The following is a 23,662-nucleotide window of genomic DNA, read 5'->3' as shown; positions in this document are numbered from 1 at the left end:
CCATTCCGCCACTGGAGACACTATGGGTGCCATCGACAAACTCGTGCCGTTCATCGACGCGCGCAGCGAGCGCTACGCGGAGCTGAGCGACCGCATCTGGAGCCTGGCCGAACTGCGCTACGACGAGCACAAGTCGGCCGAACTGCATATCGCCATGCTGGAGCAGGCGGGGTTTCGCGTCACGCGCGACGCCGCCGGCATTCCGACCGCGTTCGTGGCCGAGGCCGGCAGCGGCGGCCCGGTGATCGGCATCCTGGGCGAGTACGACGCGCTGTCCGGCCTGAGCCAGGAAAGCGGCGCCTACGCCTGCCAGCCCTCGCCGGAAACGCCCAACGGCAACGGCCACGGCTGCGGCCACCATCTGCTGGGCACGGCCGCGCACTTCGCGGCGGTGGCGGTCAAAGAGTTCCTGGAAGCCAACGGGCTGCCCGGCACCATCCGCTTCTACGGCTGTCCCGCGGAAGAGGGCGGCTCGGGCAAGACCTTCATGGCGCGCGCCGGCCTGTTCGACGACCTGGACGCGGCGCTGACCTGGCATCCGGCCTCGCATACCGGCATCTTCCACCAGTCGTCTCTGGCCAACATCCAGGCCTATTTCCGCTTCCGCGGCATCGCGGCGCATGCGGCGAACTCGCCGCACCTGGGTCGCAGCGCGCTGGACGCGGTGGAACTGATGAACGTGGGCGTGAACTATCTGCGCGAGCACATGGTGCCGGACGCGCGCGTGCATTACGCCGTGACCAACAGCGGCGGCATTTCGCCCAACGTGGTGCAGGCCCGCGCCGAAGTGCTTTACCTGGTGCGCGCGCCCATCAACTCGCAGGCGGCGGAACTGTACGAGCGCGTGCAGAACGTGGCGCGCGGCGCCGCGCTGATGACGGGCTGCGAGCTGGAAATCGTATTCGACAAGGCCTGTTCGAACTACATCCCCAACAGCGTGCTCAACCGCATCATGTACGCCAATATGCAAGCCTTGCAGGGGCCGGCCTATACCGAGGGCGAACAGCAGGCCGCGCGCCGCATGTGGGACGCGATCTCCGAAGACGATATCGACAACGCCGGCAAGAACCTGGGCGCGGTGCTGCGCAATCCCACGCCGCTCTTTGCCGGCGTGGCGCCGTACGATCCGGACAAGACCGAACTCACCTACGGCTCGACCGACGTGGGCGACGTGAGCTGGGTCGCCCCGACCGCGCAATGCTGGGGCGCCTGCTATGCCTACGGCACGCCGTTCCATTCGTGGCAGATGGTGGCCCAGGGCAAGATGTCCATGGCGCACAAGGGCATGGTGCACGCCGCCAAGATCATCGCGGCGACCGCCGCCGATCTGTATGTCCAGCCCGAGGTGCTGGCGCGCGCCAGGGAGGAACTGCTGCAGGCGCGGCGCGGGCAGCCTTATGTCTGCCCGATCCCGGCCGACGTGCTGCCCTCGTTCATGCGAGGATAAGAACTCCCCACGCCGCGCCTGCCCGGTGTGGGATCAGGCGGGCAGGGACGGCGCGTATTGCGCGTCGGAATTGACCTTGGCGTGGAATTCCACCACCTTGCGCACGACCTTGACGGGATCGTCTTCGATGATGAAGAGATCCAGGTCGTGTGCGCCTATCATGCCATTGCCCAGCACCTGGTCGCCCAGCCATTCCACCAGGCCGGACCAGTATTCGCTGCCCACCAGGACGATGGGAGCGGGCGGCACTTTGCCCGTCTGGATGAGCGTCAGCGCTTCGAAGAGCTCGTCCAGCGTGCCGAAACCGCCGGGCATCGCCACGTAGGCGAAGCTGTGCATGAAAAACGTGGCCTTGCGCGAGAAAAAATACTCGAACGACAGGCTGATGGTCTGGTATTCGTTGTTGTGCGCTTCGTGCGGCAGGCTGATGTTCAGCCCGATGCTGGTGCCGCCGGCTTCGAATGCGCCCTTGTTGGCTGCCTCCATGATGCCGGGACCGCCGCCGGCGATGACTGCGAAACCTGCGTCGGCCAGAGCGGCCGCGATCGCGACGGTGGTCTCATAGTGAGGGGAATTGCGGCTGACCCGAGCACTGCCGAAGACGCTGACGGCGGGCCCGATGTGCGCGAGCTTGTCTGCCGCCGTCCGTATCTCTGACATAATCAGCGGAATTTGTTTGTTGGCGGGTGTTTCCGCAGCGATTGCCATATCTGCCTTTGTAACCATGAAAAAAACCTTATTACTGGTCGACGGTTCAAGTTACTTGTACCGCGCTTTCCACGCTATGCCTGATTTGCGCAATGCGCAAGGCGAACCTACGGGTGCGCTCTACGGCGTGGTGAATATGCTGCGCAAACTGGTATCTGATCATAAGGCAGAGTATGCCGCATGTATTTTCGACGCCCGGGGTAAGACGTTCCGGGATGACATCTACCCGGAATACAAGTCGCACCGCCCGCCCATGCCCGAAGACCTGGCCGCGCAGATCGAGCCCATCCACCGCGCCGTGCGCGCGCTGGGCTGGCCGGTGCTGGCCATCGAAGGGGTGGAAGCCGACGATGTGATCGGCACCCTGGCCAGGCGCGCCGCCGAACTCGACGTGCACACCATCGTGTCCACCGGCGACAAGGACCTGGCGCAACTGGTCAACAGCCATGTCACGCTGGTCAACACCATGAGCGGCGAAACCCTGGACGAGGCCGGCGTGCTGAACAAGTTCGGCGTGCCGCCGGACCGCATCGTCGATTACCTGATGCTGGTGGGCGATACCGTCGACAACGTCCCGGGCGTGACCAAGGTCGGCCCGAAGACGGCAGCCAAATGGATTACGGAATTCGGCTCCATCGAAAAGCTGATAGCAGGCGCCGAAGGCATCAAGGGCGTGGCGGGCAATAACCTGCGCGACGCGATTCCGCGCTTTCCGCTCACGCGCCAGCTGCTGACCGTGAAGTACGACTGCGACCTGGCCGGCCACGTCGACCACATCGACGACCTGACGCCGCGCCCGCGCGATATCGAGGCCCTGACCGAACTCTACGAACGCTACGGTTTCCGCACCTGGCTGCGCGAGCTGACCGGCGACGCCGAGCGCGTGCCCACGGGCGATGCGCGCATCGCCCACGACGCGCCGGCCGCGCCCACCGAGCTGGATTACCGCATCATTTCCGATTGGGCCGCCTTCGACGACTGGATGACGCTGATGGACGGCGCGCAGCTGGTCGCGCTGGACACCGAGACCACCTCGCTGGACGAAATGCAGGCCCGCCTGGTGGGCCTGTCGCTGTCGGTGGCGCCCGGCGTGGCCTGCTACATCCCGGTGGCGCACCGCGGCCCGGACGGCGCGGCCCAGCTGCCCAAGGACGAGGTGCTGGCGCGCCTGAAGCCGTGGCTGGAGGACGCATCGCGCGCCAAGCTGCTGCATCACGCCAAGTACGACACGCACGTGTTCGCCAACGAAGGCATCCGCCTGGGCGGCGTGGCCGAAGACACCATGCTGCAGGCCTATGTGCTGGAGTCGCACCGCGGCGTGGGCCTGAACGATCTGGCCCAGCGCTACCTGGGCCGCAGCGGCGTGTCCTACGAAGACCTGTGCGGCAAGGGCGCCAAGCAGATCGGATTTGACGAAGTGGCGGTCGACAAGGCCGGCCACTATGCCGCCGAGGACGCCGACTTCACCTTGCAGCTGCACCGGGTGCTGCGTCCGATGGTGGCCGCCGATGCCGGCCTGGAGCGCATCTACCGGCTGGAGATGCAGGTGTCGGCGGTGCTGACCACGATCGAGCGCAACGGCGTCAAGGTCGACGCCGCCGAGCTCGGCCGGCAAAGCCACAAGCTGGGCCAGGAAATGCTGCAGCTGGAGCAGAAGGCCTATGAACTGGCGGGCCAGCCGTTCAACCTGAATTCCCCCAAGCAGCTGGGCGAGATCCTGTTCGGCCGCATGGAGCTGCCGGTGGTGCGCAAGACCGCCAGCGGCGCGCCTTCGACCGACGAGGAAGTGCTGAGCAAGCTGGCGCAGGACTATCCGCTGCCGCAGGTGCTGCTGGAATACCGCGGCCTGTCCAAGCTGAAGTCCACCTACACCGACAAGCTGCCGCGCATGATCAATCCGGACACCGGACGGGTGCATACGCACTACTCGCAGGCCGCGGTGATCACCGGCCGGCTGGCCTCGTCCGATCCCAACCTGCAGAACATCCCGGTACGCACCGAGGCGGGCCGCCGTGTGCGCGAAGCCTTCGTGGCCGAGCAGGGCATGCTGCTGTCGGCCGACTATTCGCAGATCGAGCTGCGCATCATGGCCCACGTCTCGGACGACGCCAACCTGCAGCGCGCCTTCGCCGCGGGCGAGGACATCCACCGCGCCACGGCCTCGGAGGTGTTCGGCGTGCCGCTGGCCGAGGTGTCCTCGGAGCAGCGCCGCGCCGCCAAGGCCATCAACTTCGGCCTGATCTACGGCATGGGAGTGTTCGGCCTGGCGTCCAACCTGGGCATCACGCGCGACGCCGCGCAGGCCTACATCGACCGCTACTTCGCCCGCTATCCCGGCGTGGCCATGTACATGGACGACACCCGCCGCCGCGCGCGCGAGCAGGGCTATGTGGAAACCGTCTTCGGCCGCCGCCTGCAGCTGCCGGAGATCCGCGGCGGCTCCGGCCCGCGCCGCCAGGCCGCCGAACGCGCGGCCATCAACGCGCCCATGCAGGGCACGGCGGCCGACCTGATCAAGATGGCCATGGTGGCGGTGCAGGACTGGCTGGACGCCGAAAAGCTGCAGACGCGCATGATCATGCAGGTGCACGACGAACTCGTGCTGGAAGCGCCCGACGCCGAGCTGGAGCTGGTGCGCAGCACGCTGCCCGGCCTGATGTGCGACGTGGCCAGCCTGCGGGTGCCGCTGGTGGCCGAGGTCGGCGTCGGCAGGAACTGGGAACAGGCGCACTAGGACGGGGCTGGCCCCAATGGGCCAGCCCATTTCCCGTTTTGGGCTTGCAACGATATAATGTTGCGCCTTCCCGCCCACCTACTACACACTCCCCAACATGCTACTGCTCTGGGTTCTGCTCGCCACCATCACCGGCGGGCTCATCGCGGTACTCATCGCGAGCTGGCTGGCCTACAAGGTCTTCGCCAAATACCTGCACCACATGGTGAGCCTGTCGGTGGGGGTGCTGCTGTCGGTGGCGCTGCTGCACCTGCTGCCCGAAGCCTTCGAGGCCGGCGTGGCCGACGCCCATGTGCTGTTCGCGCTGATGCTGGCCTCGCTGATCGGATTTTTCGTGCTGGAGAAGATCGCGCTCCTGCGCCACAGCCATCATCACGAGGGCGACGGCCATCACCACCACAAGGGCCATGACCGCCACGAGGCCGGCCGCGGCGGCGTGCTGATCCTGATCGGCAGCTCGCTGCACAACCTGGCCGACGGCGTGCTGGTGGCGGCGGCCTTCCTGACCGATCCGCTGCTGGGCGTGCTGACCGCCGCGTCCATCATCATCCACGAAGTGCCGCACAAGCTTGGCGATTTCGTGGTGCTGCTCAACGCCGGGCTGGCGCGCCGGCGCGCGTTCGCGCTGATCCTGTTCACCAGCTTGTGTTCAGCCGTGGGCGGCATAATAGGGTTCTTCGTGCTGCAGCAGGCGCAGGGCTGGGTGCCGTATATTCTGGTGGTGGCGGCCAGCAGCTTCCTCTACATCTCGGTGGCGGATCTGATGCCGCAAATGCACGAAAGGGTATCCCTGGCCGACGCCGTCCCGCAGTTGCTGCTGGTCGGGGTGGGCGTGGCGCTGATCTACAGCGTGACCTCGCTGATGCACCACGGGCACGACCATGGCGCCGAGGCCGGCCATGGCGCGCCGCAGGTCGAACACGTCCACCGCCACTAGGCGGGCCGCCGGGAACCCAGGCTTCGTCGACCCTACACAGGAGGTTCCCATGAGTTTTTCCGCAGCAGCCGGCAACGTCGCTCCCACGGTGATCCATACCGACGCGCAGGGGCTGGCCCACGGCGATTTCAAGCTGCCGGTGGCCGACGGCTCGATCGACGCCTACTACGCCGCCCCCGAGGGCGCGCGCGACCTGCCCATCGTGCTGGTGGTGCAGGAAATCTTCGGCGTGCACGAACACATCAAGGACCTGTGCCGCCGCGTCGCCAAGGCCGGCTATCTGGCCGTGGCCGCCAACCTGTACGAACGCCAGGGCGACGCCTCCGCCTATACCGACATTCCCAAGCTCATTTCGGAACTGGTCAGCAAGGTGCCGGACGAACAGGTCTACGCCGACCTGGACGCCAGCGTGGCCTGGGCCGCGGCGCACGGCGGCGACGCCACGCGGGTCGCGGTCACCGGATTCTGCTGGGGCGGCCGCCTGACCTGGATGTACGCGGCGCACAACCCGGACGTCAAGGCCGCGGTGGCCTGGTACGGCAAGCTCAGCGTGGGCCACGGCCCGCTGATCAAGCGCGTGGCCTTCGACGTGGTGGACGAACTGCACGCGCCGGTGCTGGGCCTGTACGGCGGCAAGGACGCCAGCATCCCCCTGGCCGACGTCGAAACCATGAAGGGAAAGCTGGCCGCCTCCGGCAATGAAAACGCCCGGCGTTCCGAGTTCGTGGTGTACCCGCAGGCCGACCACGCTTTCATGGCGGACTACCGCGCCAGCTACCAGGCCGAGGCGGCCAAGGACGGCTGGGGGCGGATGCTGGATTGGTTCAAGCGGTATTTGTGAGGTTTTTGCGGATGATGGGTTTCGCGCGCTCGCGCTGCACCCATCCTACGGCATTCGTCGCGTCCCGTAGGATGGGTGCAGCGCGAGAGCCCTTAAGCAAGAACACCGATCGCGAGCGCGCGAAACCCATCAGGCGCCACCACCCGCCATCCGTTCAATTCCCCGCTTCCCGCAGCCGGCTCGGCAGCAACTCCCCGTGCCGCGCCAGCAGCGGGTAGGCGGCGGCGCCCACCAGGTGCGAATTGATGCCCTTCATGTCGCGCAGGATATCCAGGTAGAGCGCGCCGACTTCGGCCGCGTCGACCTCGCCGGCCTTGATCTTCTGCAGGTGCGTGTCCGCGGCGGCCGTCTCTATGGTGCGAAAGCGCGCCTTTTCCTCCGCCAGCGAACGCGCCTGGCGCAGGTCGTCGTTGACGAACAGGGCGGCGGCGGTGCGCTGGTTGGCGATCAGCTGGCCCAGCGTCTCGTCCAGGCTGGCGCGCTGTTCCGGCGAGAAGGTCCAGCCCTGCTTGCGCAGCTTGGCGATGTGGCCGAGCAGGCCGTGGTGGGCGATGTCGCCGGCATGGCCGACGTTGCTGATGAAGGCCAGGATGTCGTCCAGGCGCTGCAGGTCTTCGCGCGTCATGTTCTCCTGGTCCAGCGTGGCCAGGTAGGTGGTGATGGCGTTCTCCAGCTTGTCCAGCGCGCTGTCGAGCTGGCGCGCCTGCACCATGCGGTGGCGGTTGTCGCGCTTGAAGCCGGCGCGCGCATACAGCAGCAGCGTCTGCAGCATGTCGGCCATGCGCAGGCCTTCGCGCGCGGCGTTGCCCAGCGCCACGGCCGGCACGTCGTGGGCCCATTCGTCCAGGTACTGGGGACGCGACGGGTCGTTCGGGTCGGCGCGCTTGGGCAGCCAGCGGGTGAGCAGGGCGGCGTAGGGCGTCAGCAGCGGCAGGAACACCAAGGCGATGACGGCGTTGAACAGCGTGTGGAAGTTGGCCACGGCGCGGGCCGGGTCGTCGGCCAGCTCGCTCATCATCGGCTGCAGGTAAGGCAGCAGCATCAACCCGGCCAGCACGCCGATCACGCGGGTCAGCAGGTTGCCCAGCGGCAGGCGGCGCGCGGCGGGGTCGTCGCCGGTCACGCCCTCGATCATGGGATTGATGGCGGTGCCCAGGTTGGCGCCCAGCACCAGCGCGAACGCCACGTGCGGCGCCACCATGTGGTGGGTGGCCAGCGACATCACCAGCACCACCACGGCCACGCTGGAATGCGCCGCCCAGGTGAAGGCGGCCGACAGCAGCACGGCGGCCACCGGCTGGGTCGCCAGCGCGTCCAGGATCAGGCCCAGCATGGGCGCGGTCTGGAACGGCTGGAACAGCTGCACCAGCTGGTGCAACGACAGCAGCAGCAGTCCCAGGCCGATGAAGACGCGGCCCAGGTCGCGGGTGCGGCCCGGCGGGTAGCGGCGGAACATCCAGACCCCGGCCAGGATCAGGATGGGGGCGAGCGAGGTCAGGTCGAACGACAGCAGCTGGACGATGAGGGTGGTGCCGACGTTGGCGCCCAGCATGGCGGCCAGGGCCGGCGCCAGGCTCACGACCCCGCCGGCGGCGAAGCCGGTGATCATCAGGCCGGTGGCGGTGCTGCTCTGCAGCGCGGCGGTGATGCCCAGGCCGGCGGCGAAGGCCCGCAGCCGGGTTCCGAGAGCGCGGCCCAGCGCCGCGCCCAGGGCCGCGCCGAAGGCGCGTTGCACGCCGGTCTGGACCATGTGCACGCCCCACAGGAGGAGGGCGACGTAGCCCGCAAAATCAAGCAGCGTGATGAGTCCGGACATCCTGGGGTGTTTCCATTCTTTTTATGACAAGAAATAATTCTGTAATGATCGCATGCGCGGGCCAGGCTGGGGAGCCTGTCCCCACAATACAGCATACGCCTGTCGGGGCCTTTGCTGCGCGCCGCGGGGGCAACGCGTATCATTGCCTCACCATTCGTCAGATGCACTGGAGTTTTGCGTGGCGGTTTCCGTTTTCGATCTGTTCAAGATAGGCATAGGCCCGTCCAGTTCCCACACCGTGGGACCCATGCGGGCGGCCCTGCTGTTCGCCCAGGGGCTGGAGCGCGACGGCCTGATGCCGCGCGTGGCGTCCGTGCGCGCCGAACTGTACGGATCGCTGGGCGCCACCGGCAAGGGCCACGGCACCGACAAGGGCGTGCTGCTGGGCCTGATGGGCGAGGCCCCCGACACCGTGGATCCCGCGGCCATCGCCGGCATGATCGCCTCGGTGCGGGCCAGCCGCCAGCTGCCCCTGCTGGGGCGCTACCCGGTGGCCTTCGTGGAAAAGGAACACATGCTGTTCTACCGCCGCGAAGCCATGGCCGAACATCCCAACGGCATGAAATTCCACGCCTTCGACGCCGAGGGCGAGCGGCTGCGCGAAGCGCGCTACCTGTCGGTCGGCGGCGGTTTCGTCGTGACCGCGGGGGCCTCCAACAGCCAGGTCATCGCCGCGCATGACCAGCTGCCGTATCCTTTCCGCATGGGCCGCGAGCTGCTGTCCATGTGCCGCGACAGCGGCCTGTCGGTGGCCCAGCTCATGATGAAGAACGAGCTGACCTGGCGCGACGAGGCCGAGGTGCACGCCGGGCTGGACCGCATCTGGCAGGTCATGCAGGACTGCGTTTCGCGCGGCTGCGGCATCAACTACCCCGAGGCCGACGGCGAGCTGCCCGGCCCCTTGCGCGTGCGCCGCCGCGCGCCCGAGATGTACCGCAACCTGACGCAGCGCGCCGAGCGCACGCTATCCGACCCGCTGTCCGTGATGGACTGGGTCAACCTGTACGCCATGGCGGTCAACGAGGAAAACGCCGCCGGCGGCCGGGTGGTCACGGCGCCGACCAACGGCGCGGCAGGCATCATCCCGGCCGTGCTGCACTATTACGACCGTTTCGTGCCCGGCTCCAACCGCGACGGCGTGCGCGATTTCCTGCTGACGGCGGCGGCCGTGGGCCTGCTCTACAAGTACAACGCCTCGCTCTCGGGCGCCGAGGTCGGCTGCCAGGGCGAAGTCGGCGTGGCCTGCTCGATGGCCGCCGGCGGCCTGGCCGCGGCGCTGGGCGGCACGGTGGAGCAGGTCGAGAACGCCGCCGAGATCGGCATGGAGCACAACCTGGGCCTGACCTGCGACCCGGTCGGCGGCCTGGTGCAGATCCCCTGTATCGAGCGCAACGCGATGGCCTCGATCAAGGCCGTGAACGCGGCGCGCATGGCGCTGCGCGGCGACGGCCAGCACTACGTGTCGCTGGATTCGGTCATCAAGACCATGCGCGAGACCGGCGCCGACATGAAGACCAAGTACAAGGAAACGGCGCGCGGCGGCCTGGCGGTCAACATCGTCGAATGCTGAGCGCGCAATGAAAAAAGCCGCCAGGCCCCTGCGGGCCTGGCGGCTTTTTGCTGCCTTCGGCGGCGTCAGATCACGCGGGCGTTCTGCAGCGCGGCGATGCGGGCCGGAATCGGCGGGTGCGAGGCGAACATGGCCGCGATGCCACCGCGGCCGGTGATGCCCGAGGCCTCGAAGGACTTGGGCAGGTCGCCGGGCTCCAGCCCACCCAGGCGGGCCAGGGCGCGGATCATCGGCTCGCGCGCGCCCATCAGGTGGGCGGAGCCGGCGTCGGCGCGGTACTCGCGCTGGCGCGAGAACCAGGCCACGATGATCGAGGCCAGCACGCCGAAGATGATTTCACAGACCAGCACCGTGATGTAGTAGCCGGGCCCCACGCCGCGTTCGTTCTTGAACACCGCGCGGTCGATGAAGTAGCCGACGACCCGGGCCAGGAACACCACGAAGGTGTTGACCACGCCCTGGATCAGGGTCAGCGTGACCATGTCGCCGTTGGCGATGTGGGCCACTTCGTGGGCCAGCACGGCGGCGACTTCCTCTTCGCTCATGCTTTCCAGCAGGCCGGTCGAGACGGCCACCAGCGAATCGTTCTTGAACGCGCCGGTGGCGAAGGCGTTGGGCGCGCCTTCGTAGATGGCGACCTCGGGGCGGCCGATGCCGGCGCGGTCGGCCAGCTGGTGCACGGTGTCGACCAGCCAGGCCTCGCGCTGGTTGCGCGGCGAATTCGGGTCCAGCACCTGGGCGCCGGTGCTCCACTTGGCCATGGGCTTGCTGATCAGCAGCGAAATGATGGCGCCGGTGAAGCCGACCACCAGCGAGAAGATCAGCAGGGCGTTCAGGTTCAGGCCATTGGCGGTGATGTAGCGGTCTACGCCCAGGATGCGCAGCGTGGCCGACAGCACCAGCATGACGGCCAGGTTGGTGACGACGAATAGGATGATGCGTTTCATGTTTTTTTGTTTCCTCTGCGAGCGGGAATTGCCCGAATTCGACCCGGCGGCGGCCCGCCAGTTCCCCGAGCCGGCGGCGCCTCCGCGGTGACGAAGAGTATAGTATCGCTTTCCCTTAGTCCTACTCACCTTTCCCTTAGCGCAGATCCCCATGCAGGCTCTCTGGATGTTAGTGGCGTCCGCCATGTTCGCCGCCATGGGATCGTTCGTGAAGCTGGCCACCGAGCATGGCGCATCGCTGCCGCAGGTCGTGCTGTTTCGCGGGCTGCCCTCCGTAATCCTGCTGCTGATCTGGGCGCGCGCCGGACGCCAGTCCATCGTCCCGAGTAGCTGGAAGCTGCACCTGTGGCGCAACCTGTCGGGCGTCACCTCGATGTGGCTGGGTTTTTTCGCCATTTCCCACCTGCCGCTGGCCACCGCCACCAGCCTGAACTACACGGCCCCGCTGTTCATCGCCTGTTGGATGCTGGGCTGGGGCGGCGCGCAGCGCGACGCCGTGCGCATTATCGCGGTCGCGCTGGGCTTTCTGGGGGTGATCGCCGTGCTGCGCCCCAGCATCAATGAGGACCAGTGGCTGGCCGCCCTGCTGGGCATGGGGGCGGGCGCCATGTCGGCCATCGCCATGCTGCAGATCCGCCAGCTGGGCCGCATCGGCGAACCGGAATGGCGCACCGTGCTGTTCTTCTCGGTGGGGGTGTGTCTGTCGAGTATCGGCGGAATTGCGTATGAAGGCTGGGGCCAGGCCGACTGGAGCGGTTATCTTTCACTGGTCGGCGTGGGCGTGGCGGGCCTGTTCGGCCAATTGGCCATGACGCGCGCGTTCGGCGTGGGTTCGGCGCTGCTGACGGCGGCGCTGCAGTACAGCACCATTATTTTCGCGGCGCTCCTGGGCATGGGCCTGTGGGGCGACCGGCTCGACGCCCTGGCCTGGGCCGGCATGGGCCTGATCATATTCGCCGGCCTGCTGTCGGTGTGGCGCACCATGCGCGACCCCAAGGCGGCATGAGCCCGGCGGGCCGTCTCTATCTCTTACAGGAGCACAGCGCATGACGATGACACTGATTTCCGCCGCCGACCTGGCCAAGCGCCTCGATTCGCCCGACGTCCGCGTATTCGACGTGCGCCACGACCTGACCAACCATGCGGCCGGCCGCCAGGCCTACGAGGCCGGCCACATCCCCGGCGCCCGCTACCTGGACCACGAAACCGAACTGGCGGCGCCGCGCACCGGCGCCAACGGGCGCCATCCGCTGCCTTCGCGCGCGGACTTCGGCGCGCTGATGGCGGCCCACGGCGTCACGCCGCAGACCCTGGTGGTGGCCTACGACGCCAGCGGCGGCATGTATGCCGCCCACCTGTGGTGGATGCTGCGCTGGCTGGGCCACGACCAGGTGGCGGTATTGGACGGCGGCTGGCAGGCCTGGACCGCGGCCGGGCTGCCGACCACGACCGAGGCGGCCCCCGCCGTGCAGGCCGGCCAGCCGGTGGAACCGGGGCCGTCGCTGGCCGCCACGGTGGACGCCCGGACGGTGCTGGACAATATCTCCCGCCCCGCATTCACTGTGATCGACGCGCGCGCGGCCAACCGCTACCGCGGCGAGGTCGAGCCCATGGACCCGGTGGCCGGCCACATTCCGGGCGCCCTGAACCGCCCCAACGGCGAGAACCTGCAGGCCGACGGCCGCTTCAAGCCGGCCGCGCAGCTGCGCGAGGAATTCGCCGGCCTGCTGGCCGGCCGCGATCCCGCCGCCATCGTGCACCAGTGCGGCTCGGGCATCACCGCCTGCCACAACCTCCTGGCCATGGAGATCGCCGGCCTGTCGGGCTCGCGCCTGTATCCGGGGTCCTGGAGCGAGTGGTGCAGCGACCCGTCGCGTCCGGTGGCCAAGGGCGCTTAGGCGTGCCCGCCAGTCGGGCATGGCTTGCCAGCCAGCCCTACCACGCGGCCGTCAGCTTGACCCGTTCCGAGGCGGCCTCGGCGATTTCCAGGAAGTGATCCAGGGGCGGCGTCGCCAGCCCCGGCACCTTGGCCTGGTCGTCCCAGCGCCTCAGGCGGATCGCGTCCGGCGCGCCCCGCAGGCTGGCGAAATCCACCGCCTGGCCCGCATCGAAGCTACCGCCCTGTAGCGCCAGGCTGCGTCTGGAATCCTCCGACAGCGACGCTTCATAGTGCGGTTCCACATAGCAGAGGTAGCGCTTGGCCTCGACGTGCAGCCGGATCGGCTCCAGCACGGGCGGGCCGAACAGGCCGCGCAGAAAGGGCAGCACGAAGTACTGGTGCTTGTCGTCGATGCCGCGCAGGGTCGGCGTGCCGGGCCGGTCGGCGATGAGGTGGCCCAGGTCGTGCAGCAGGCAGGCCGTGATCAGGTGCGGGCCGGCGCCGTTGCGCTCGGCCAGCGCCGCGGTCTGCAGCGCGTGCCGCAGGTGGCTGACGGACTCGCCGTCATAGGAGCGGTGTCCGCGCTCCAGGAAGATCTGTTCGATGTCTTGCAGGGTCAAGGCCATGGTTGTCTCCGGATTGGCCGCAAGGGGGAGGGGGCGCAGCGGGGCTGCGGGCGGTCAGCCGGCGGCCGGCGCCATCTCCAGGAAGCGCGCGATGAGCTGCACCGGTTGGCGCTCGCGCAGGCAGTACAGGTATTCGTGCATCAGGATGTCGGCGCCCTGGATATTCAGCGCCGCCAGGTCCGGGTGCGACGGGATCTCGCGCGAGGGAATCAGGCTGACCCCCAGCCCGCACAGAATGGCCTGGCGGATCGATTCCCGGCTGCCGATCTCCAGCGTGCGCCGCACGGTCACGCCGGCCTGCTGCAGCGCGTCTTCGGTCAGCTGGCGCGTCATGGAGCCGGGCTCGCGCACCAGCAGCGCGTGGTCGGCCAGCTCGGCCAGGCGCACCTCGCTGCGGCGGGCCAGCGGGTGGTCGCGATGCGTGACCACCCGGATGGGGTCGGCGGCGATCATGCGCCGGTACAGGTGCTTGTCATCCATCAGCAAGGACGATGTGGCAATCTCGATGCGGTAATCGTGCAGCGCCTGCAGCATGCTTTGCGAATTGCCGATGGTGAGGGTCAGGTCGATGCCGGGATAGCGCTGGTTGTAGGTGCGCACCGTGTCCATGATGTAGTAGGGGCCGGTGGCGCCGATGCGCAGATTGCCTTCGCGCAGGTCGCTGGCGTCGCGCAGGCGGAAGTCGATCTCGGTTTCCTGCTGGACCAGTTTCTCGACCATGGGCATCAGGCTGTGGCCGGCGTCCGACAGCCGCATGCCGCGGCCCTGGCGGTGGAACAGTTCGACGCCGTAACGCGATTCCAGCTGGCGCAGTTGCCCCGTGACCGTGGGCTGGCTGACGCCCAATTGGGCGGCGGCCTTGGTGACGGTGCCGCAGCGGGCGACGGCATAGAAGGATTTGAGTTCGGCGACGAGCACGGGGCAGGGGGGGGCGGTAAATGGGGGCGGCATTGGGCGCGGCAGGGGCCCAATGCACGAGACCGCCAGTACACCAAAATAATTTGATGTTTTTATTACTGCATTTGCGCGAAGTGTCATAAACACTCAATACGCGCCTTCCATACTGCGAGCGTTCCCATACCGGAGGCCCCATGGCCGAACGCGACAACGCATTTCTCTCTGTCAGGCATCTCGTGAAGCGCTTCGGCAGCCACACCGCGCTGTCGGACGTCTCGCTGGACATCCGCGCCGGAGAGCTGGTGTGCCTGCTGGGCCCGTCGGGCTGCGGCAAGACCACCCTGCTGCGCGCCATCGCGGGCCTGGAGCGCCAGGACAGCGGCGCCATCGTGCTGTCCGGCCGCGACATCTCCCACGCCGAGCCGCAGGCGCGCGACTACGGCATCCTGTTCCAGTCCTACGCCCTGTTTCCCAACCTGACCGTGGCCCAGAACGTGGCCTACGGGCTGAGCGGCAAGCGCGCCCACCGCAACCACGTCGCCAACCGCGTCGAGGAAATGCTCACGCTGGTGGGCCTGGCGGGCGCGGCCGACAAATACCCCGGGCAGATCTCCGGCGGCCAGCAGCAGCGCGTGGCCCTGGCGCGCGCGCTGGCGCCTTCGCCGTCGCTGCTGCTGCTGGACGAACCCATGTCCGCGCTGGACGCCCGCGTGCGCGAACACCTGCGCATCGAACTGCGCGCGCTGCAAAAGCGCCTGTCCATCACCACGCTGATGGTGACGCACGACCAGGAAGAGGCCATGGTGATGGCCGACCGCATCGCCGTCATGAACGGCGGCGTCATCGAACAGTACGGCACCCCCACCGAGCTCTACCGCCAGCCCCGCTCGGCCTTCATCGCCGACTTCGTGGGCGAGGCGAACTGGCTGCCGTTCGAGCGCCTGGACGCCCACCGCGCCCGCGTCGGCCGCCAGGAACTGGCCGTGGACGAGGCGCTGGACGCCGCCAGCGGCCGGCTCTTCGTGCGTCCGGAGGCGGTGCGCGTGAGCACCGCCCGCCCGGAGCAGCCCAACGCCATGCTGGCCGACGTGCTCGACGGCGTGTTCCTGGGCCGCGGCTACCGCCTGGCCCTGCGCCTCGAAGGCGTGCCCGGCGCCACCGTGCATTCCGTCGTATCCCCCGAAATCGGAGACGCCCTGCTGGGCCCTCACGCCGCCAGCCGCTGCTGGGTGGAGCTGCCGCGCCATGCGATACGCGCCTACGCTTGATCCGGCGATGACCCGTTCCGCTTCCCCCGCGCCGGCGGTCTGCGCCGCGCCCGCGCCGTCCCTGGGCCGGCGTCCCTTGCCCGCCTGGGTCGGCGCCGCCGGCCTGGCCGGCGGGCAGGGCGCGCTGGCGCTGTGCCTGCTCTTGTTCCTGGCGCTGCCGCTGGCGGCGATCCTGGTCAAGTCCGTGACCGACGGCGACGGCGCCTGGGCCGGGCTGTCGGTGGTCGCCGGCATCATCGGCGGCGAAGGCTTCCTGGGCATGGTCGGGCGCAGCCTGGCGGTCGGCGCGGTGACCATGCTGCTGGTCGTGCCCTGCGCCTACGGATTCGCCTACGGCCTGACGCGCACGCGCCTGCCGGGCAAGGGGCTGCTGCGCACCGTCGCGCTGCTGCCGCTGCTGGCGCCGTCGCTGCTGCCCGGCATCGCGCTGGTGTACCTGCTGGGCAACCAGGGCCTGCTCAAGGACCTGTTCGGCGGCGCCACCATCTACGGCTTCTGGGGCATCGTGGCGGGCGAGGCGTTCTATACCTTCCCGCACGCCCTGATGATCCTGCTGACCGGCCTGACGCTGGCCGACGGCCGTCTCTACGACGCCGCCCGTGCCATGGGCGCCGGCCCCTGGCGCACCTTCCTCACCGTCACCCTGCCGGGCACCCGCTACGCCGTGTTCTCGGCGTGCTGCGTGGTGTTCACCCTGACCGTCACCGATTTCGGCGTGCCCAAGGTCGTGGGCGGCGACTACAACGTGCTGGCGATGGAGGCCTACAAGGCCGTGGTGGGGCAGCAGAACTTCCCCAAGGGGGCGGCCATCGGCATCCTGCTGCTCCTGCCCGCGGTCCTGACCTTCGCGCTGGACCGGCGGCTGCGCGCCCGCCAGGGCGCCCAGATGAGCGGCCGGGCCCAGCCCTACGCCGCCGGCCCCGACCGCCGCCGCGACGCCGCGTTCCTGGCGCTGGCCGGCGCGGTGGCCGCGTTCCTGCTGCTCATCATCGGCGTGGCGGTATGGGCCTCGTTCGTCAAGATGTGGCCGTACAACCTGTCGCTGTCGCTGCGTTCCTACGACTTCGACAACATGGACGGCGGCGGCTGGCTGGCCTGGCGCAACAGCCTGCAGCTGGCGTTCTGCACCGCCGTGGCCGGCACCGCCGTGGTCTTCACCGGCGCCTGGATGGTCGAAAAAGTGCCGGCCCGCGGCGCGCTGGCCCGTGGCCTGCGCGGCATGGTGGGCATGCTGGCGCTGGTGCCGATGGCGGTGCCGGGCCTGGTGCTGGGCCTGGGCTACATCTTCTTCTTCAACAGCCCGCTCAATCCGCTGAACGTGCTGTACGGCACCATGCCGCTGCTGGTGCTGTGCACGGTGGTGCACTTCTACACCAGCGCGCACCTGACGGCGGCCACGGCGCTCAATGCGCTGGACCCGGAGTTCGAAGCCGCTTCCGCGTCGCTGAAGGTGCCGCGCCTGACCACCTTCCTGCGCGTGACGCTGCCGATGTGCCTGCCGGCCGCCCTGGACGTGGCCCGCTACCTATTCGTTTCCGCCATGACGACGGTGTCCGCCGTGGTGTTCCTGTACAGCCCCTCCACGGTGCTGGCCGCGGTGGCCGTGCTGAACATGGACGACGCCGGCTTTATCGGCCCGGCCGCCGCCATGTGCACCGTGATCATGGCCAGCTCGGCCGTGGCGGCCCTGGCCCTGCATCTGGCGAGCCGCGCGCTGGTGGCGCGCAGCCAGGCCTGGCGCCGCCCGGCGGCCCATTGACCGATTGTTCTCAAGGATGACCCCCATGACAGTTTCCCCTTTGCCCGTCCGCCTGGAAGCGGTGATCTTCGACTGGGCCGGAACGTTGGTCGATTTCGGTTCCTTCGCGCCCACCAAGGTTTTCGTCGATGCGTTCTCCCAGTTCGGCATGGACGTGTCGCTGGAGCAGGCCCGCGGCCCCATGGGCATGGGCAAGTGGGACCACATCCGCACGCTCTGCAACGAGCCCGCCATCGCCAGCCAGTACCAGGAACGCTTCGGCCGCCTGCCCACCGACGACGACGTGACCGCCATCTACGAGCGCTTCCTGCCCATGCAGCTGGAGAAGGTCGCCCAGTATTCCGCGGCCATACCCGGCGCGGCCGAACTGCTGCGCGCGCTGCGCCAGCGCGGCCTGAAGATCGGTTCGTGCTCGGGCTACCCCGACAGCGTCATGCGCCGCGTGGTCGAGCGCGCCGCCGCCGAGGGCCTGGAACCCGATTGCATCGTGGCCAGCGACGACGTGCCGCGCGCCCGTCCGGCGCCCGCCATGGCGCTGAAGAACGTGGTCGAGCTGGGCCTGTCGGACGTGGCCGCCTGCATCAAGGTCGACGACACCGCGCCCGGCATCGAAGAGGGCCGCCGCGCCGGCATGTGGACCGTGGGCCTGCTGCTTTCCGGCAATGCCGCCGGCCTGACCCTGGAGCAGTACCTGAGCCTGGACGAGGCCGGGCGCCAGCAGGTGCGGGCCAGGGCCAGCGCCGAGCTTTCCCCGGCCGCGCCGCACTACCTGATCGACACCGTCGCCGACCTGCCCGGCGTGATCGCCGATATCGAATCCCGCTTGTCGGCAGGCAAGCGTCCCTGACCCTTCACCGCCCCGCGTTCGCTGCACACGGGACCGGCTTGCGCCGGCCCCGCGGGGTTTTGCAGCCTTTTTCCGCCTACCAACGGAGTACTCCATGAATCGCTACAAGCTGCTTGCACTGGCCGCCGCCCTGACGGGCGTGATGGGCGCCGCTTCCGCCGAGACCACCCTGACCGTCTACACGGCGCTGGAAGCCGACCAGATCAAGGCCTACCAGGCCGCCTTCGAAAAGGCCCATCCCGACATCAAGATCCAGTGGGTGCGCGATTCCACGGGCATCATCGCCGCCAAGCTGCTGGCCGAGAAAAGCAATCCCAAGGCCGACGTGATCTGGGGCCTGGCCGGTACGGCCCTGGGCCTGATGGACAAGGAAGGCATGCTGCTGCCGTACGCGCCCAAGGGCCTGGACCAGATCGCGCCCAACATGCGCGACGCCAAGGCCGAGCCCTCGTGGGTCGGCATGGACGGCTACGCCGCCGCCATCTGCTTCAACACCATCGAAGCCGAAAAGCAGAAGCTGCCCAAGCCCACCTCGTGGCAGGACCTGACCAAGCCGGTCTACGCCGGCAAGATCGTGATGCCCAACCCGGCCTCCTCGGGCACGGGCTTCCTGGACGTGAGCGCCTGGCTGCAGATCTTCGGTGAAGAAAAGGGCTGGGCCTATATGGACGCGCTGCACAAGAACATCGGTTCGTACACGCATTCCGGCTCCAAGCCTTGCAACCTGGCCGCCGCCGGCGAATTCCCGATCGGCGTGTCGTTCGACTACCGCGCCGCCAAGCTGAAGGCCGACGGCGCGCCGGTCGAGGCCGTGTTCCCGTCGGAAGGCCTGGGCTGGGAAGTCGAGGCCACCGCCATCGTCAAGGGCACCAAGCACCTCGAGGCCGCCCGCAAGCTGGCCGACTTCTCGGCCAGCCGCGAAGCCAACGAGCTGTACAAGGCCAACTTCGCGGTGCTGGCGATTCCCTCGGTGGCGACCGTCAACCCCAACCTGCCGTCCGACCTGACCAAGCGCATGATCAAGAACGACTTCGTGTGGGCCGCCACGAACCGCGAACGCATCATCGCGGAATGGACCAAGCGCTACGACGGCAAGTCCGAGCCGAAGAAGAAGTAAGCAGCGTTATCGGGGCCGCCGCAAGGGTGGCCCCCAATTCTTTCCAGTGGTCCAGAAATGAAGAACTTTGACGTAATCGTGGTGGGCGCGGGCATGCTGGGCATCGCCCACGCCTGGGCGGCCGCCAAGCGCGGCCTGTCGGTGGCCGTGATCGAGCGCAGCCGCCAGGCGCATGGCGCCACGGTCCGCAATTTCGGCCAGGTGATCGTGACCGGCCAGGCGCCGGGCACGATGCTGTCGCACGCCCAGCAGGCGCGCGAGCTGTGGCTGGACCTGGCGGGCAAGGCGGGCTTCCACGTGCGGGCCAACGGCGCGCTGGTGCTGGCGCGCAACGCCGACGAGGCGGACGTGCTGCAGGAATTCGCCGAAACCCGCATGCGCCAGGAAGGCTATCGCGCCGAACTGCTGTCGGGCCGCGAGGTCGCGCGCCTGTACGGCGGGCGGCTGGCGCATCACTGCGCCGCGCTGCAAGGCCATGACGACCTGCAGATCTATTCGCGCGAGGCGCTGCCGGCGATCACGCGCTACCTGGCCGAGTCGCTGGGCGTCACCTTCATCACCGGCACGCTGGCGCGCGCCGTCGAAGGCGGCCGGGTCTGCACGTCGGCCGGCGAATTCCAGGGCGGGCACGTGTTCGTCTGCCCCGGCCACGATTACCTGACCCTGCTGCCGGAGCTGTTCGCGCCGCTGAACCTGGAGGTCACGCGCCTGCAAATGCTGCGCGCCGCGTTCGAGGCCGATCCCATCGCGCTCGACCGGCCCCTGCTCACTGGCCTATCCTGCGTGCATTACGGCGCGTTCTCCGACCTGCCGTCGGCGCTGGCGCTGCGCGAAGTGATCCAGGCGCGCACGCCCATGCTGCTGGAAAACGGCATCCACCTGCTGATCAGCCCCACGCCCTACGGCGAACTGATCATCGGCGATTCGCACCGCTACGGCCAGGATGCCCCACCGTTCAACGACGAGGCCGTGGACGACGCGATGCTGGACCTGGCGTCGCAGGCCCTGGGCGCGCGGCTGCGGGTGCTGGAGCGCTGGCAGGGCGTGTACGGCGCGCACGGCCCGGCGCCGTTCTCGGTGATGGCCGTGGATGCGGCCACGACCGTCGCGGTGATGCACTCGGGCGTGGGCATGACGGTGGGGCTGGCCATCGGCGAGCGCGCCGTGGCCGGGACGCTCGGCCGCTGATCCGCGCAGCCCGGCCCACCGTCGAAAAAAAAAGCCTTGCGGGCAAGCAAGGCTTTTTTGTTTGCACGGCAGGGCCTCAGACCCGGTCCTGCATGATGCGGCGATACCATTCGTGGAAGTGCTGCATGCCGTCTTCCATGGGCGACTGGTAGGGGCCGGTTTCGTTGACGCCGCGCTGCATCAGGGCCTTGCGGCCGGCGTCCATGCGTTCGGCGATCTCGTCGTCCTCGATGGCCGTCTCCATGTAGGCGGCGCGCTGCGCCTCGACGAATTCGCGCTCGAAGGCGGCGATTTCCTCGGGGTAGTAGAACTCGACCACGTTCACGGTTTCCTGCGGGCTCTTGGGATACAGCGTGGAGAGCACCAGCACGTGCGGATACAGCTCGATCATGTGGGTCGGGAAATACGTGACCCAGACCGCGCCGAAATCGGGCGCGTCGCCTTCGCGGAACGCCAGCAGGCGGTCATGCCACTGCTTGTAGACCTCCGAGCCCGGCTGCGCCAGCGCGTTGTGCACGCCGACGCGCTGCAGGCTGTACCAGTCGTTGAACTCCCAGCTCAGGTCGTCGCAGGTGACGAAGCGGCCCAGGCCGGGGTGGAACGGACCGACGTGGTAGTCCTCGAGGTAGACCTCGATGAAGGTCTTCCAGTTGTAGTTGCACTGGTGCACCTCGACGTGGTCCAGCACGTAGTCGCCGAAGTCGAACTCGGGCCGCGCGAACAGCGGCGCCATGTCGGCGGCCGGGTCGCGCGGGCCTTCGAACAGCAGGCCGTGGCAGTCGCGCAGGCGGAACTTCTGCAGGTTCATGCAGGGCGTGGTGTCGAACTGGGGCGCGCCCAGCAACTCGCCTTTGTTGTTGTACGTCCAACGGTGCAGCGGGCACACGATGTTGCCGCCGGTCGCCTTCAGGTTGCCCTTGGTATTGCAGTTGCCGGCCACGTTGCCGGCTTCGCCGCCAAGCATCAATGCCTGCCGGTGGCGGCAGACATTTGAGATGAGTTCGACGCCTTGCTGGTTGCGGACCAGCAGGCGACCTCCGTTTTCCTGGACCAGCGTGCGCCAGTCCCCGACCTCGGGCACCAATTTCTGGTGGCCGACGTATTGCGAGGATTGCTTGAAAATGAGTTCTTGCTCGCGGGCAAAGAGGGCTTCGTCAAAATATGCGCTGACGGGTAGCTGGGTGCGAGCTGGCACTACATGTGCCATCCGACCGATGTCGGTCATGATTCCCTCCGCTCGGATAAAAAAGCCAGGACGGTTGAGCTGTCGCCGAGCAGCTTTGCCTGGTGGCTCGCCCGGCGTGCGCGGCAATCTCGTCCGGCCGGGCCTGATGGCCTGGCCAAATCCGCCGCCTGAATTCCGCTGGGCAAGTCCGCCAAGTGAAATCCGCTGGGTGAATTCCGTTCTGGCGCGAAGAAAAATCGGTGTCTGGCCGATCAAATAAGCCGTGAATTGTACCCCAAGGGCCAGACCCGCGCCCGCGATGATACGCAAGCACGGACGAAGTCCTGGCGCCGCAGAATTCAGACCAGTCTGCGGGTGGCTGGATGCCTCCTCAGCAGCCAGCTGCTGGCCGCCGACAATGCGAATACGGCGGCCGCCAGCAGCGGCACCGCCCACGCGTCGCTGCGCGCGCCCGTGATCGCGCCGGCCCGGCGCGCCACGTCCAGAAACAGCGGATGGATCAGGTAGACCCCGAAGGTCAGCGGGGCCAGCGAGGCCAGCCGCGGCAGGCGCGGCGACGACACGATGCACTGGAAGGCCGCCAGCGACATGAACGGGACGGTCAGGCTGAAATAGTCATAGAAATACGTGTCCAGCGTGCGGCTGTTGGACATGGCATACACGCCCAGCGCGGTCGCGGCCACGCTGGCCGCCAGCATCAGGCGCGGACGCGGCACCCGCATCTGGCCGTCGAAGATCAGGCGGCCGGCCACGAAATAGCCCAGATACGGCAGGAACCAGGTCAGGAAGAAGCCGGCGGGCGCGCCCAGCGCGCGGCGGTACAGGGAGTCCAGGATCGCCACGCCCAGGATGCCGACCACCCACAGCGCGCGCGCCCGCGGCGTGCTGCGCGCATACAGCAGGCGGATCAGGGGCGCGAACAGGTACAGCCCCACGATCATGTACAGGTACCACAGGTGGTAATAGGGCTCGCCTTGGGCGACCTTGCGCGGCCAGAACGAAAAATCGATGCGGCCGTCGTCCCACCAGTCCAGCCCGGTGCGCCAGGCCAGGTAGAACAGCGTCCAGAACAGCAGCGGCGCGCAGATCCGCGCCATGCGCCGGCTGTAGAACTGGCGCGCGTCCTGGGGCTTGTCGGGGTCCAGCAGCAGGGCGCCGCTGACCATGACGAAGACGGGCACGCACCAGCGCGCCGCCGAATCGTACAGGTTGGCGGCCAGCCACGCGCCGCCGCCATAGGCGGCGGGATTGCTGACGATCATGGCTGCGCTGTGCAGCAGGACGACGGCCAGGGCCGCCAGCCAGCGCGCAGCGTCCAGCCGTGCATATCTTTCTTCGAGGTACGGCATCGGGCATTCGCTATGGGGTTTGTTTCACCATAGCAGCCGGGCCGGCGGGGCCGGTGTATCCAGGCGTTAGGGCCTGGTAACAGGGGCTGACAACAAGGGTCCGCCCCGTGTATTTACTGCGGCGCCATGTTGGCCTGCTTGACCAGCTGCGCGACGATGGGCTGTTCGCTCGCGATCTGGCGGTCCAGTTCGGCCGGCGTGCCCGAGCGCGGGTCTATGCCCATTTCAAGCATGCGCTTTTTGATCGCCTCGTCCTGCAGCGTCTCGGCCAGGGCCTGGCGCAGCTTGTCCATGGCGGGGGCGGGCGTGCCCTTGGGCGCCACGAAGCTGAACCAGGCGGTCAGGTCGAAATCCGGATAGCCCTGTTCGGCCATGGTGGCCAGTTTGGGCTGGGTGGGCAGGCGCGTGGGGCTGGTGATGGCGAAGACCTTGACCTTGCCCGCGTCGGCCTGCGGCATGCCGGTGGCCACCATGTCGAAGAACAGGTCCACTTCGCCGCTGATGAGCGCCGGCAGGGCCTGGGTGGCGCCCTTGAAAGGCACGTTG

The 23,662-nt window shown here is 68.1% G+C and carries 19 protein-coding genes and 1 pseudogene; 12 read left to right on the top strand and 8 right to left on the bottom strand.

From position 1 onward, the window contains the following. Positions 1 to 22: 22 nt before the first annotated feature. The gene (locus AC1IQ6_RS20120) at positions 23 to 1,447 is read left to right on the top strand and encodes a M20 family metallopeptidase (protein WP_485865210.1); all 1,425 of its coding nucleotides are present in this window, start codon (positions 23 to 25) and stop codon (positions 1,445 to 1,447) included. Positions 1,448 to 1,480: 33 nt separating this feature from the next. On the opposite strand, the gene AC1IQ6_RS20115 is transcribed toward AC1IQ6_RS20120, so the two are convergent. Beyond that, complete coding sequence (locus AC1IQ6_RS20115; protein ID WP_479730264.1) at positions 1,481 to 2,173, bottom strand: LOG family protein; 693 nt, start codon at positions 2,171 to 2,173, stop codon at positions 1,481 to 1,483. Here AC1IQ6_RS20115 and polA point away from each other — a divergent pair. The 3 genes from polA to AC1IQ6_RS20100 all read left to right on the top strand — a co-directional run bounded on the left by polA (position 2,172) and on the right by AC1IQ6_RS20100 (position 6,667). Beyond that, complete coding sequence (gene polA, locus AC1IQ6_RS20110) at positions 2,172 to 4,889, top strand: DNA polymerase I (protein WP_111826998.1); 2,718 nt, start codon at positions 2,172 to 2,174, stop codon at positions 4,887 to 4,889. The two genes, AC1IQ6_RS20115 and polA, sit on opposite strands and share 2 nt — an antisense overlap. A gap of 97 nt (positions 4,890 to 4,986) precedes the next feature. Beyond that, on the top strand, positions 4,987 to 5,826 hold the full coding sequence (locus AC1IQ6_RS20105; RefSeq protein ID WP_102774806.1) for a ZIP family metal transporter: 840 nt from the start codon (positions 4,987 to 4,989) through the stop codon (positions 5,824 to 5,826). Positions 5,827 to 5,875: 49 nt separating this feature from the next. Beyond that, a complete protein-coding gene (locus tag AC1IQ6_RS20100) occupies positions 5,876 to 6,667 on the top strand; it encodes a dienelactone hydrolase family protein (RefSeq protein ID WP_485865209.1) in 792 nt (263 codons plus the stop codon). A 154-nt stretch (positions 6,668 to 6,821) separates the two neighbouring features. Here the strand turns inward: AC1IQ6_RS20100 and AC1IQ6_RS20095 are convergent, their stop codons facing one another. Continuing rightward, positions 6,822 to 8,483, bottom strand: a complete 1,662-nt coding sequence (locus tag AC1IQ6_RS20095; RefSeq protein WP_485865208.1) for a Na/Pi cotransporter family protein — start codon at positions 8,481 to 8,483, stop codon at positions 6,822 to 6,824. Positions 8,484 to 8,661: 178 nt separating this feature from the next. Here AC1IQ6_RS20095 and AC1IQ6_RS20090 point away from each other — a divergent pair, with 178 nt between their 5' ends. Next, positions 8,662 to 10,053, top strand: a complete 1,392-nt coding sequence (locus tag AC1IQ6_RS20090; RefSeq protein ID WP_102774803.1) for an L-serine ammonia-lyase — start codon at positions 8,662 to 8,664, stop codon at positions 10,051 to 10,053. A 65-nt stretch (positions 10,054 to 10,118) separates the two neighbouring features. Here AC1IQ6_RS20090 and htpX read toward each other — a convergent pair whose 3' ends face one another. Next, entirely contained in the window at positions 10,119 to 11,000 is an 882-nt protein-coding gene (gene htpX / locus AC1IQ6_RS20085) for a protease HtpX (protein WP_111827000.1), read from the bottom strand. Positions 11,001 to 11,151: 151 nt separating this feature from the next. Here htpX and AC1IQ6_RS20080 point away from each other — a divergent pair, with 151 nt between their 5' ends. Next, positions 11,152 to 12,006 carry a DMT family transporter gene (locus AC1IQ6_RS20080; RefSeq protein WP_102774801.1) on the top strand — a complete coding sequence of 285 codons (855 nt, stop codon included), beginning with the start codon at positions 11,152 to 11,154 and terminating at the stop codon, positions 12,004 to 12,006. A gap of 40 nt (positions 12,007 to 12,046) precedes the next feature. After that, entirely contained in the window at positions 12,047 to 12,898 is an 852-nt protein-coding gene (locus AC1IQ6_RS20075) for a sulfurtransferase (RefSeq protein WP_102774800.1), read from the top strand. A 37-nt stretch (positions 12,899 to 12,935) separates the two neighbouring features. Here AC1IQ6_RS20075 and AC1IQ6_RS20070 read toward each other — a convergent pair whose 3' ends face one another. Continuing rightward, positions 12,936 to 13,505 carry a phosphonate degradation HD-domain oxygenase gene (locus tag AC1IQ6_RS20070; protein WP_102774799.1) on the bottom strand — a complete coding sequence of 190 codons (570 nt, stop codon included), beginning with the start codon at positions 13,503 to 13,505 and terminating at the stop codon, positions 12,936 to 12,938. A 54-nt stretch (positions 13,506 to 13,559) separates the two neighbouring features. Beyond that, entirely contained in the window at positions 13,560 to 14,423 is an 864-nt protein-coding gene (locus AC1IQ6_RS20065; protein ID WP_102774798.1) for a LysR family transcriptional regulator, read from the bottom strand. Positions 14,424 to 14,596: 173 nt separating this feature from the next. Between AC1IQ6_RS20065 and AC1IQ6_RS20060 the strand changes: the two genes are divergently transcribed. The 5 genes from AC1IQ6_RS20060 to AC1IQ6_RS20040 all read left to right on the top strand — a co-directional run bounded on the left by AC1IQ6_RS20060 (position 14,597) and on the right by AC1IQ6_RS20040 (position 20,581). After that, the gene (locus AC1IQ6_RS20060; RefSeq protein WP_102774797.1) at positions 14,597 to 15,670 is read left to right on the top strand and encodes a putative 2-aminoethylphosphonate ABC transporter ATP-binding protein; all 1,074 of its coding nucleotides are present in this window, start codon (positions 14,597 to 14,599) and stop codon (positions 15,668 to 15,670) included. A 7-nt stretch (positions 15,671 to 15,677) separates the two neighbouring features. After that, a complete protein-coding gene (locus AC1IQ6_RS20055; protein ID WP_485865207.1) occupies positions 15,678 to 17,429 on the top strand; it encodes a putative 2-aminoethylphosphonate ABC transporter permease subunit in 1,752 nt (583 codons plus the stop codon). Positions 17,430 to 17,454: 25 nt separating this feature from the next. After that, positions 17,455 to 18,276, top strand: coding sequence for a phosphonoacetaldehyde hydrolase (gene phnX / locus AC1IQ6_RS20050; protein ID WP_479730261.1), 822 nt, complete (start codon positions 17,455 to 17,457; stop codon positions 18,274 to 18,276). A gap of 94 nt (positions 18,277 to 18,370) precedes the next feature. Then, the gene (locus AC1IQ6_RS20045) at positions 18,371 to 19,393 is read left to right on the top strand and encodes a putative 2-aminoethylphosphonate ABC transporter substrate-binding protein (protein ID WP_111827006.1); all 1,023 of its coding nucleotides are present in this window, start codon (positions 18,371 to 18,373) and stop codon (positions 19,391 to 19,393) included. Between the two features lie 57 nt (positions 19,394 to 19,450). Beyond that, positions 19,451 to 20,581 carry a TIGR03364 family FAD-dependent oxidoreductase gene (locus tag AC1IQ6_RS20040; protein WP_111827007.1) on the top strand — a complete coding sequence of 377 codons (1,131 nt, stop codon included), beginning with the start codon at positions 19,451 to 19,453 and terminating at the stop codon, positions 20,579 to 20,581. Between the two features lie 76 nt (positions 20,582 to 20,657). Here AC1IQ6_RS20040 and AC1IQ6_RS20035 read toward each other — a convergent pair whose 3' ends face one another. From AC1IQ6_RS20035 to AC1IQ6_RS20025, 3 genes and pseudogenes are all read right to left on the bottom strand, one after another. Further along, on the bottom strand, positions 20,658 to 21,806 hold the full coding sequence (locus AC1IQ6_RS20035) for an aromatic ring-hydroxylating oxygenase subunit alpha (protein ID WP_102774792.1): 1,149 nt from the start codon (positions 21,804 to 21,806) through the stop codon (positions 20,658 to 20,660). Between the two features lie 299 nt (positions 21,807 to 22,105). Beyond that, entirely contained in the window at positions 22,106 to 23,116 is a 1,011-nt protein-coding gene (locus AC1IQ6_RS20030) for an acyltransferase (RefSeq protein ID WP_102774791.1), read from the bottom strand. Positions 23,117 to 23,229: 113 nt separating this feature from the next. Continuing rightward, positions 23,230 to 23,661 (bottom strand): annotated as a pseudogene (locus tag AC1IQ6_RS20025) (Bug family tripartite tricarboxylate transporter substrate binding protein); the annotation flags it as partial. Between the last annotated feature and the right edge of the window lies 1 nt (position 23,662).

The sequence above is a fragment of the Achromobacter sp. MUI-25009338 genome (assembly GCF_057359325.1).
The sequence above is the reverse complement of the archived record's forward strand: the minus strand, read 5'-3'. Positions and strand labels throughout refer to the sequence as shown.

What these genes read in the sequence shown, in the direction of transcription:
- AC1IQ6_RS20030 (WP_102774791.1), bottom strand. Translation starts at nt 23,116, where the DNA reads ATGCCGTACCTCGAAGAAAGATATGCACGGCTGGACGCTGCGCGCTGG.
- AC1IQ6_RS20045 (WP_111827006.1), top strand. Translation starts at nt 18,371, where the DNA reads ATGAATCGCTACAAGCTGCTTGCACTGGCCGCCGCCCTGACGGGCGTG.
- phnX (WP_479730261.1), top strand. Translation starts at nt 17,455, where the DNA reads ATGACAGTTTCCCCTTTGCCCGTCCGCCTGGAAGCGGTGATCTTCGAC.
- AC1IQ6_RS20120 (WP_485865210.1), top strand. Translation starts at nt 23, where the DNA reads ATGGGTGCCATCGACAAACTCGTGCCGTTCATCGACGCGCGCAGCGAG.
- AC1IQ6_RS20055 (WP_485865207.1), top strand. Translation starts at nt 15,678, where the DNA reads ATGACCCGTTCCGCTTCCCCCGCGCCGGCGGTCTGCGCCGCGCCCGCG.
- AC1IQ6_RS20060 (WP_102774797.1), top strand. Translation starts at nt 14,597, where the DNA reads ATGGCCGAACGCGACAACGCATTTCTCTCTGTCAGGCATCTCGTGAAG.
- AC1IQ6_RS20075 (WP_102774800.1), top strand. Translation starts at nt 12,047, where the DNA reads ATGACGATGACACTGATTTCCGCCGCCGACCTGGCCAAGCGCCTCGAT.
- AC1IQ6_RS20035 (WP_102774792.1), bottom strand. Translation starts at nt 21,806, where the DNA reads ATGACCGACATCGGTCGGATGGCACATGTAGTGCCAGCTCGCACCCAG.
- htpX (WP_111827000.1), bottom strand. Translation starts at nt 11,000, where the DNA reads ATGAAACGCATCATCCTATTCGTCGTCACCAACCTGGCCGTCATGCTG.
- AC1IQ6_RS20100 (WP_485865209.1), top strand. Translation starts at nt 5,876, where the DNA reads ATGAGTTTTTCCGCAGCAGCCGGCAACGTCGCTCCCACGGTGATCCAT.
- AC1IQ6_RS20070 (WP_102774799.1), bottom strand. Translation starts at nt 13,505, where the DNA reads ATGGCCTTGACCCTGCAAGACATCGAACAGATCTTCCTGGAGCGCGGA.
- AC1IQ6_RS20105 (WP_102774806.1), top strand. Translation starts at nt 4,987, where the DNA reads ATGCTACTGCTCTGGGTTCTGCTCGCCACCATCACCGGCGGGCTCATC.
- AC1IQ6_RS20040 (WP_111827007.1), top strand. Translation starts at nt 19,451, where the DNA reads ATGAAGAACTTTGACGTAATCGTGGTGGGCGCGGGCATGCTGGGCATC.
- AC1IQ6_RS20115 (WP_479730264.1), bottom strand. Translation starts at nt 2,173, where the DNA reads ATGGTTACAAAGGCAGATATGGCAATCGCTGCGGAAACACCCGCCAAC.
- AC1IQ6_RS20080 (WP_102774801.1), top strand. Translation starts at nt 11,152, where the DNA reads ATGCAGGCTCTCTGGATGTTAGTGGCGTCCGCCATGTTCGCCGCCATG.
- polA (WP_111826998.1), top strand. Translation starts at nt 2,172, where the DNA reads ATGAAAAAAACCTTATTACTGGTCGACGGTTCAAGTTACTTGTACCGC.
- AC1IQ6_RS20095 (WP_485865208.1), bottom strand. Translation starts at nt 8,483, where the DNA reads ATGTCCGGACTCATCACGCTGCTTGATTTTGCGGGCTACGTCGCCCTC.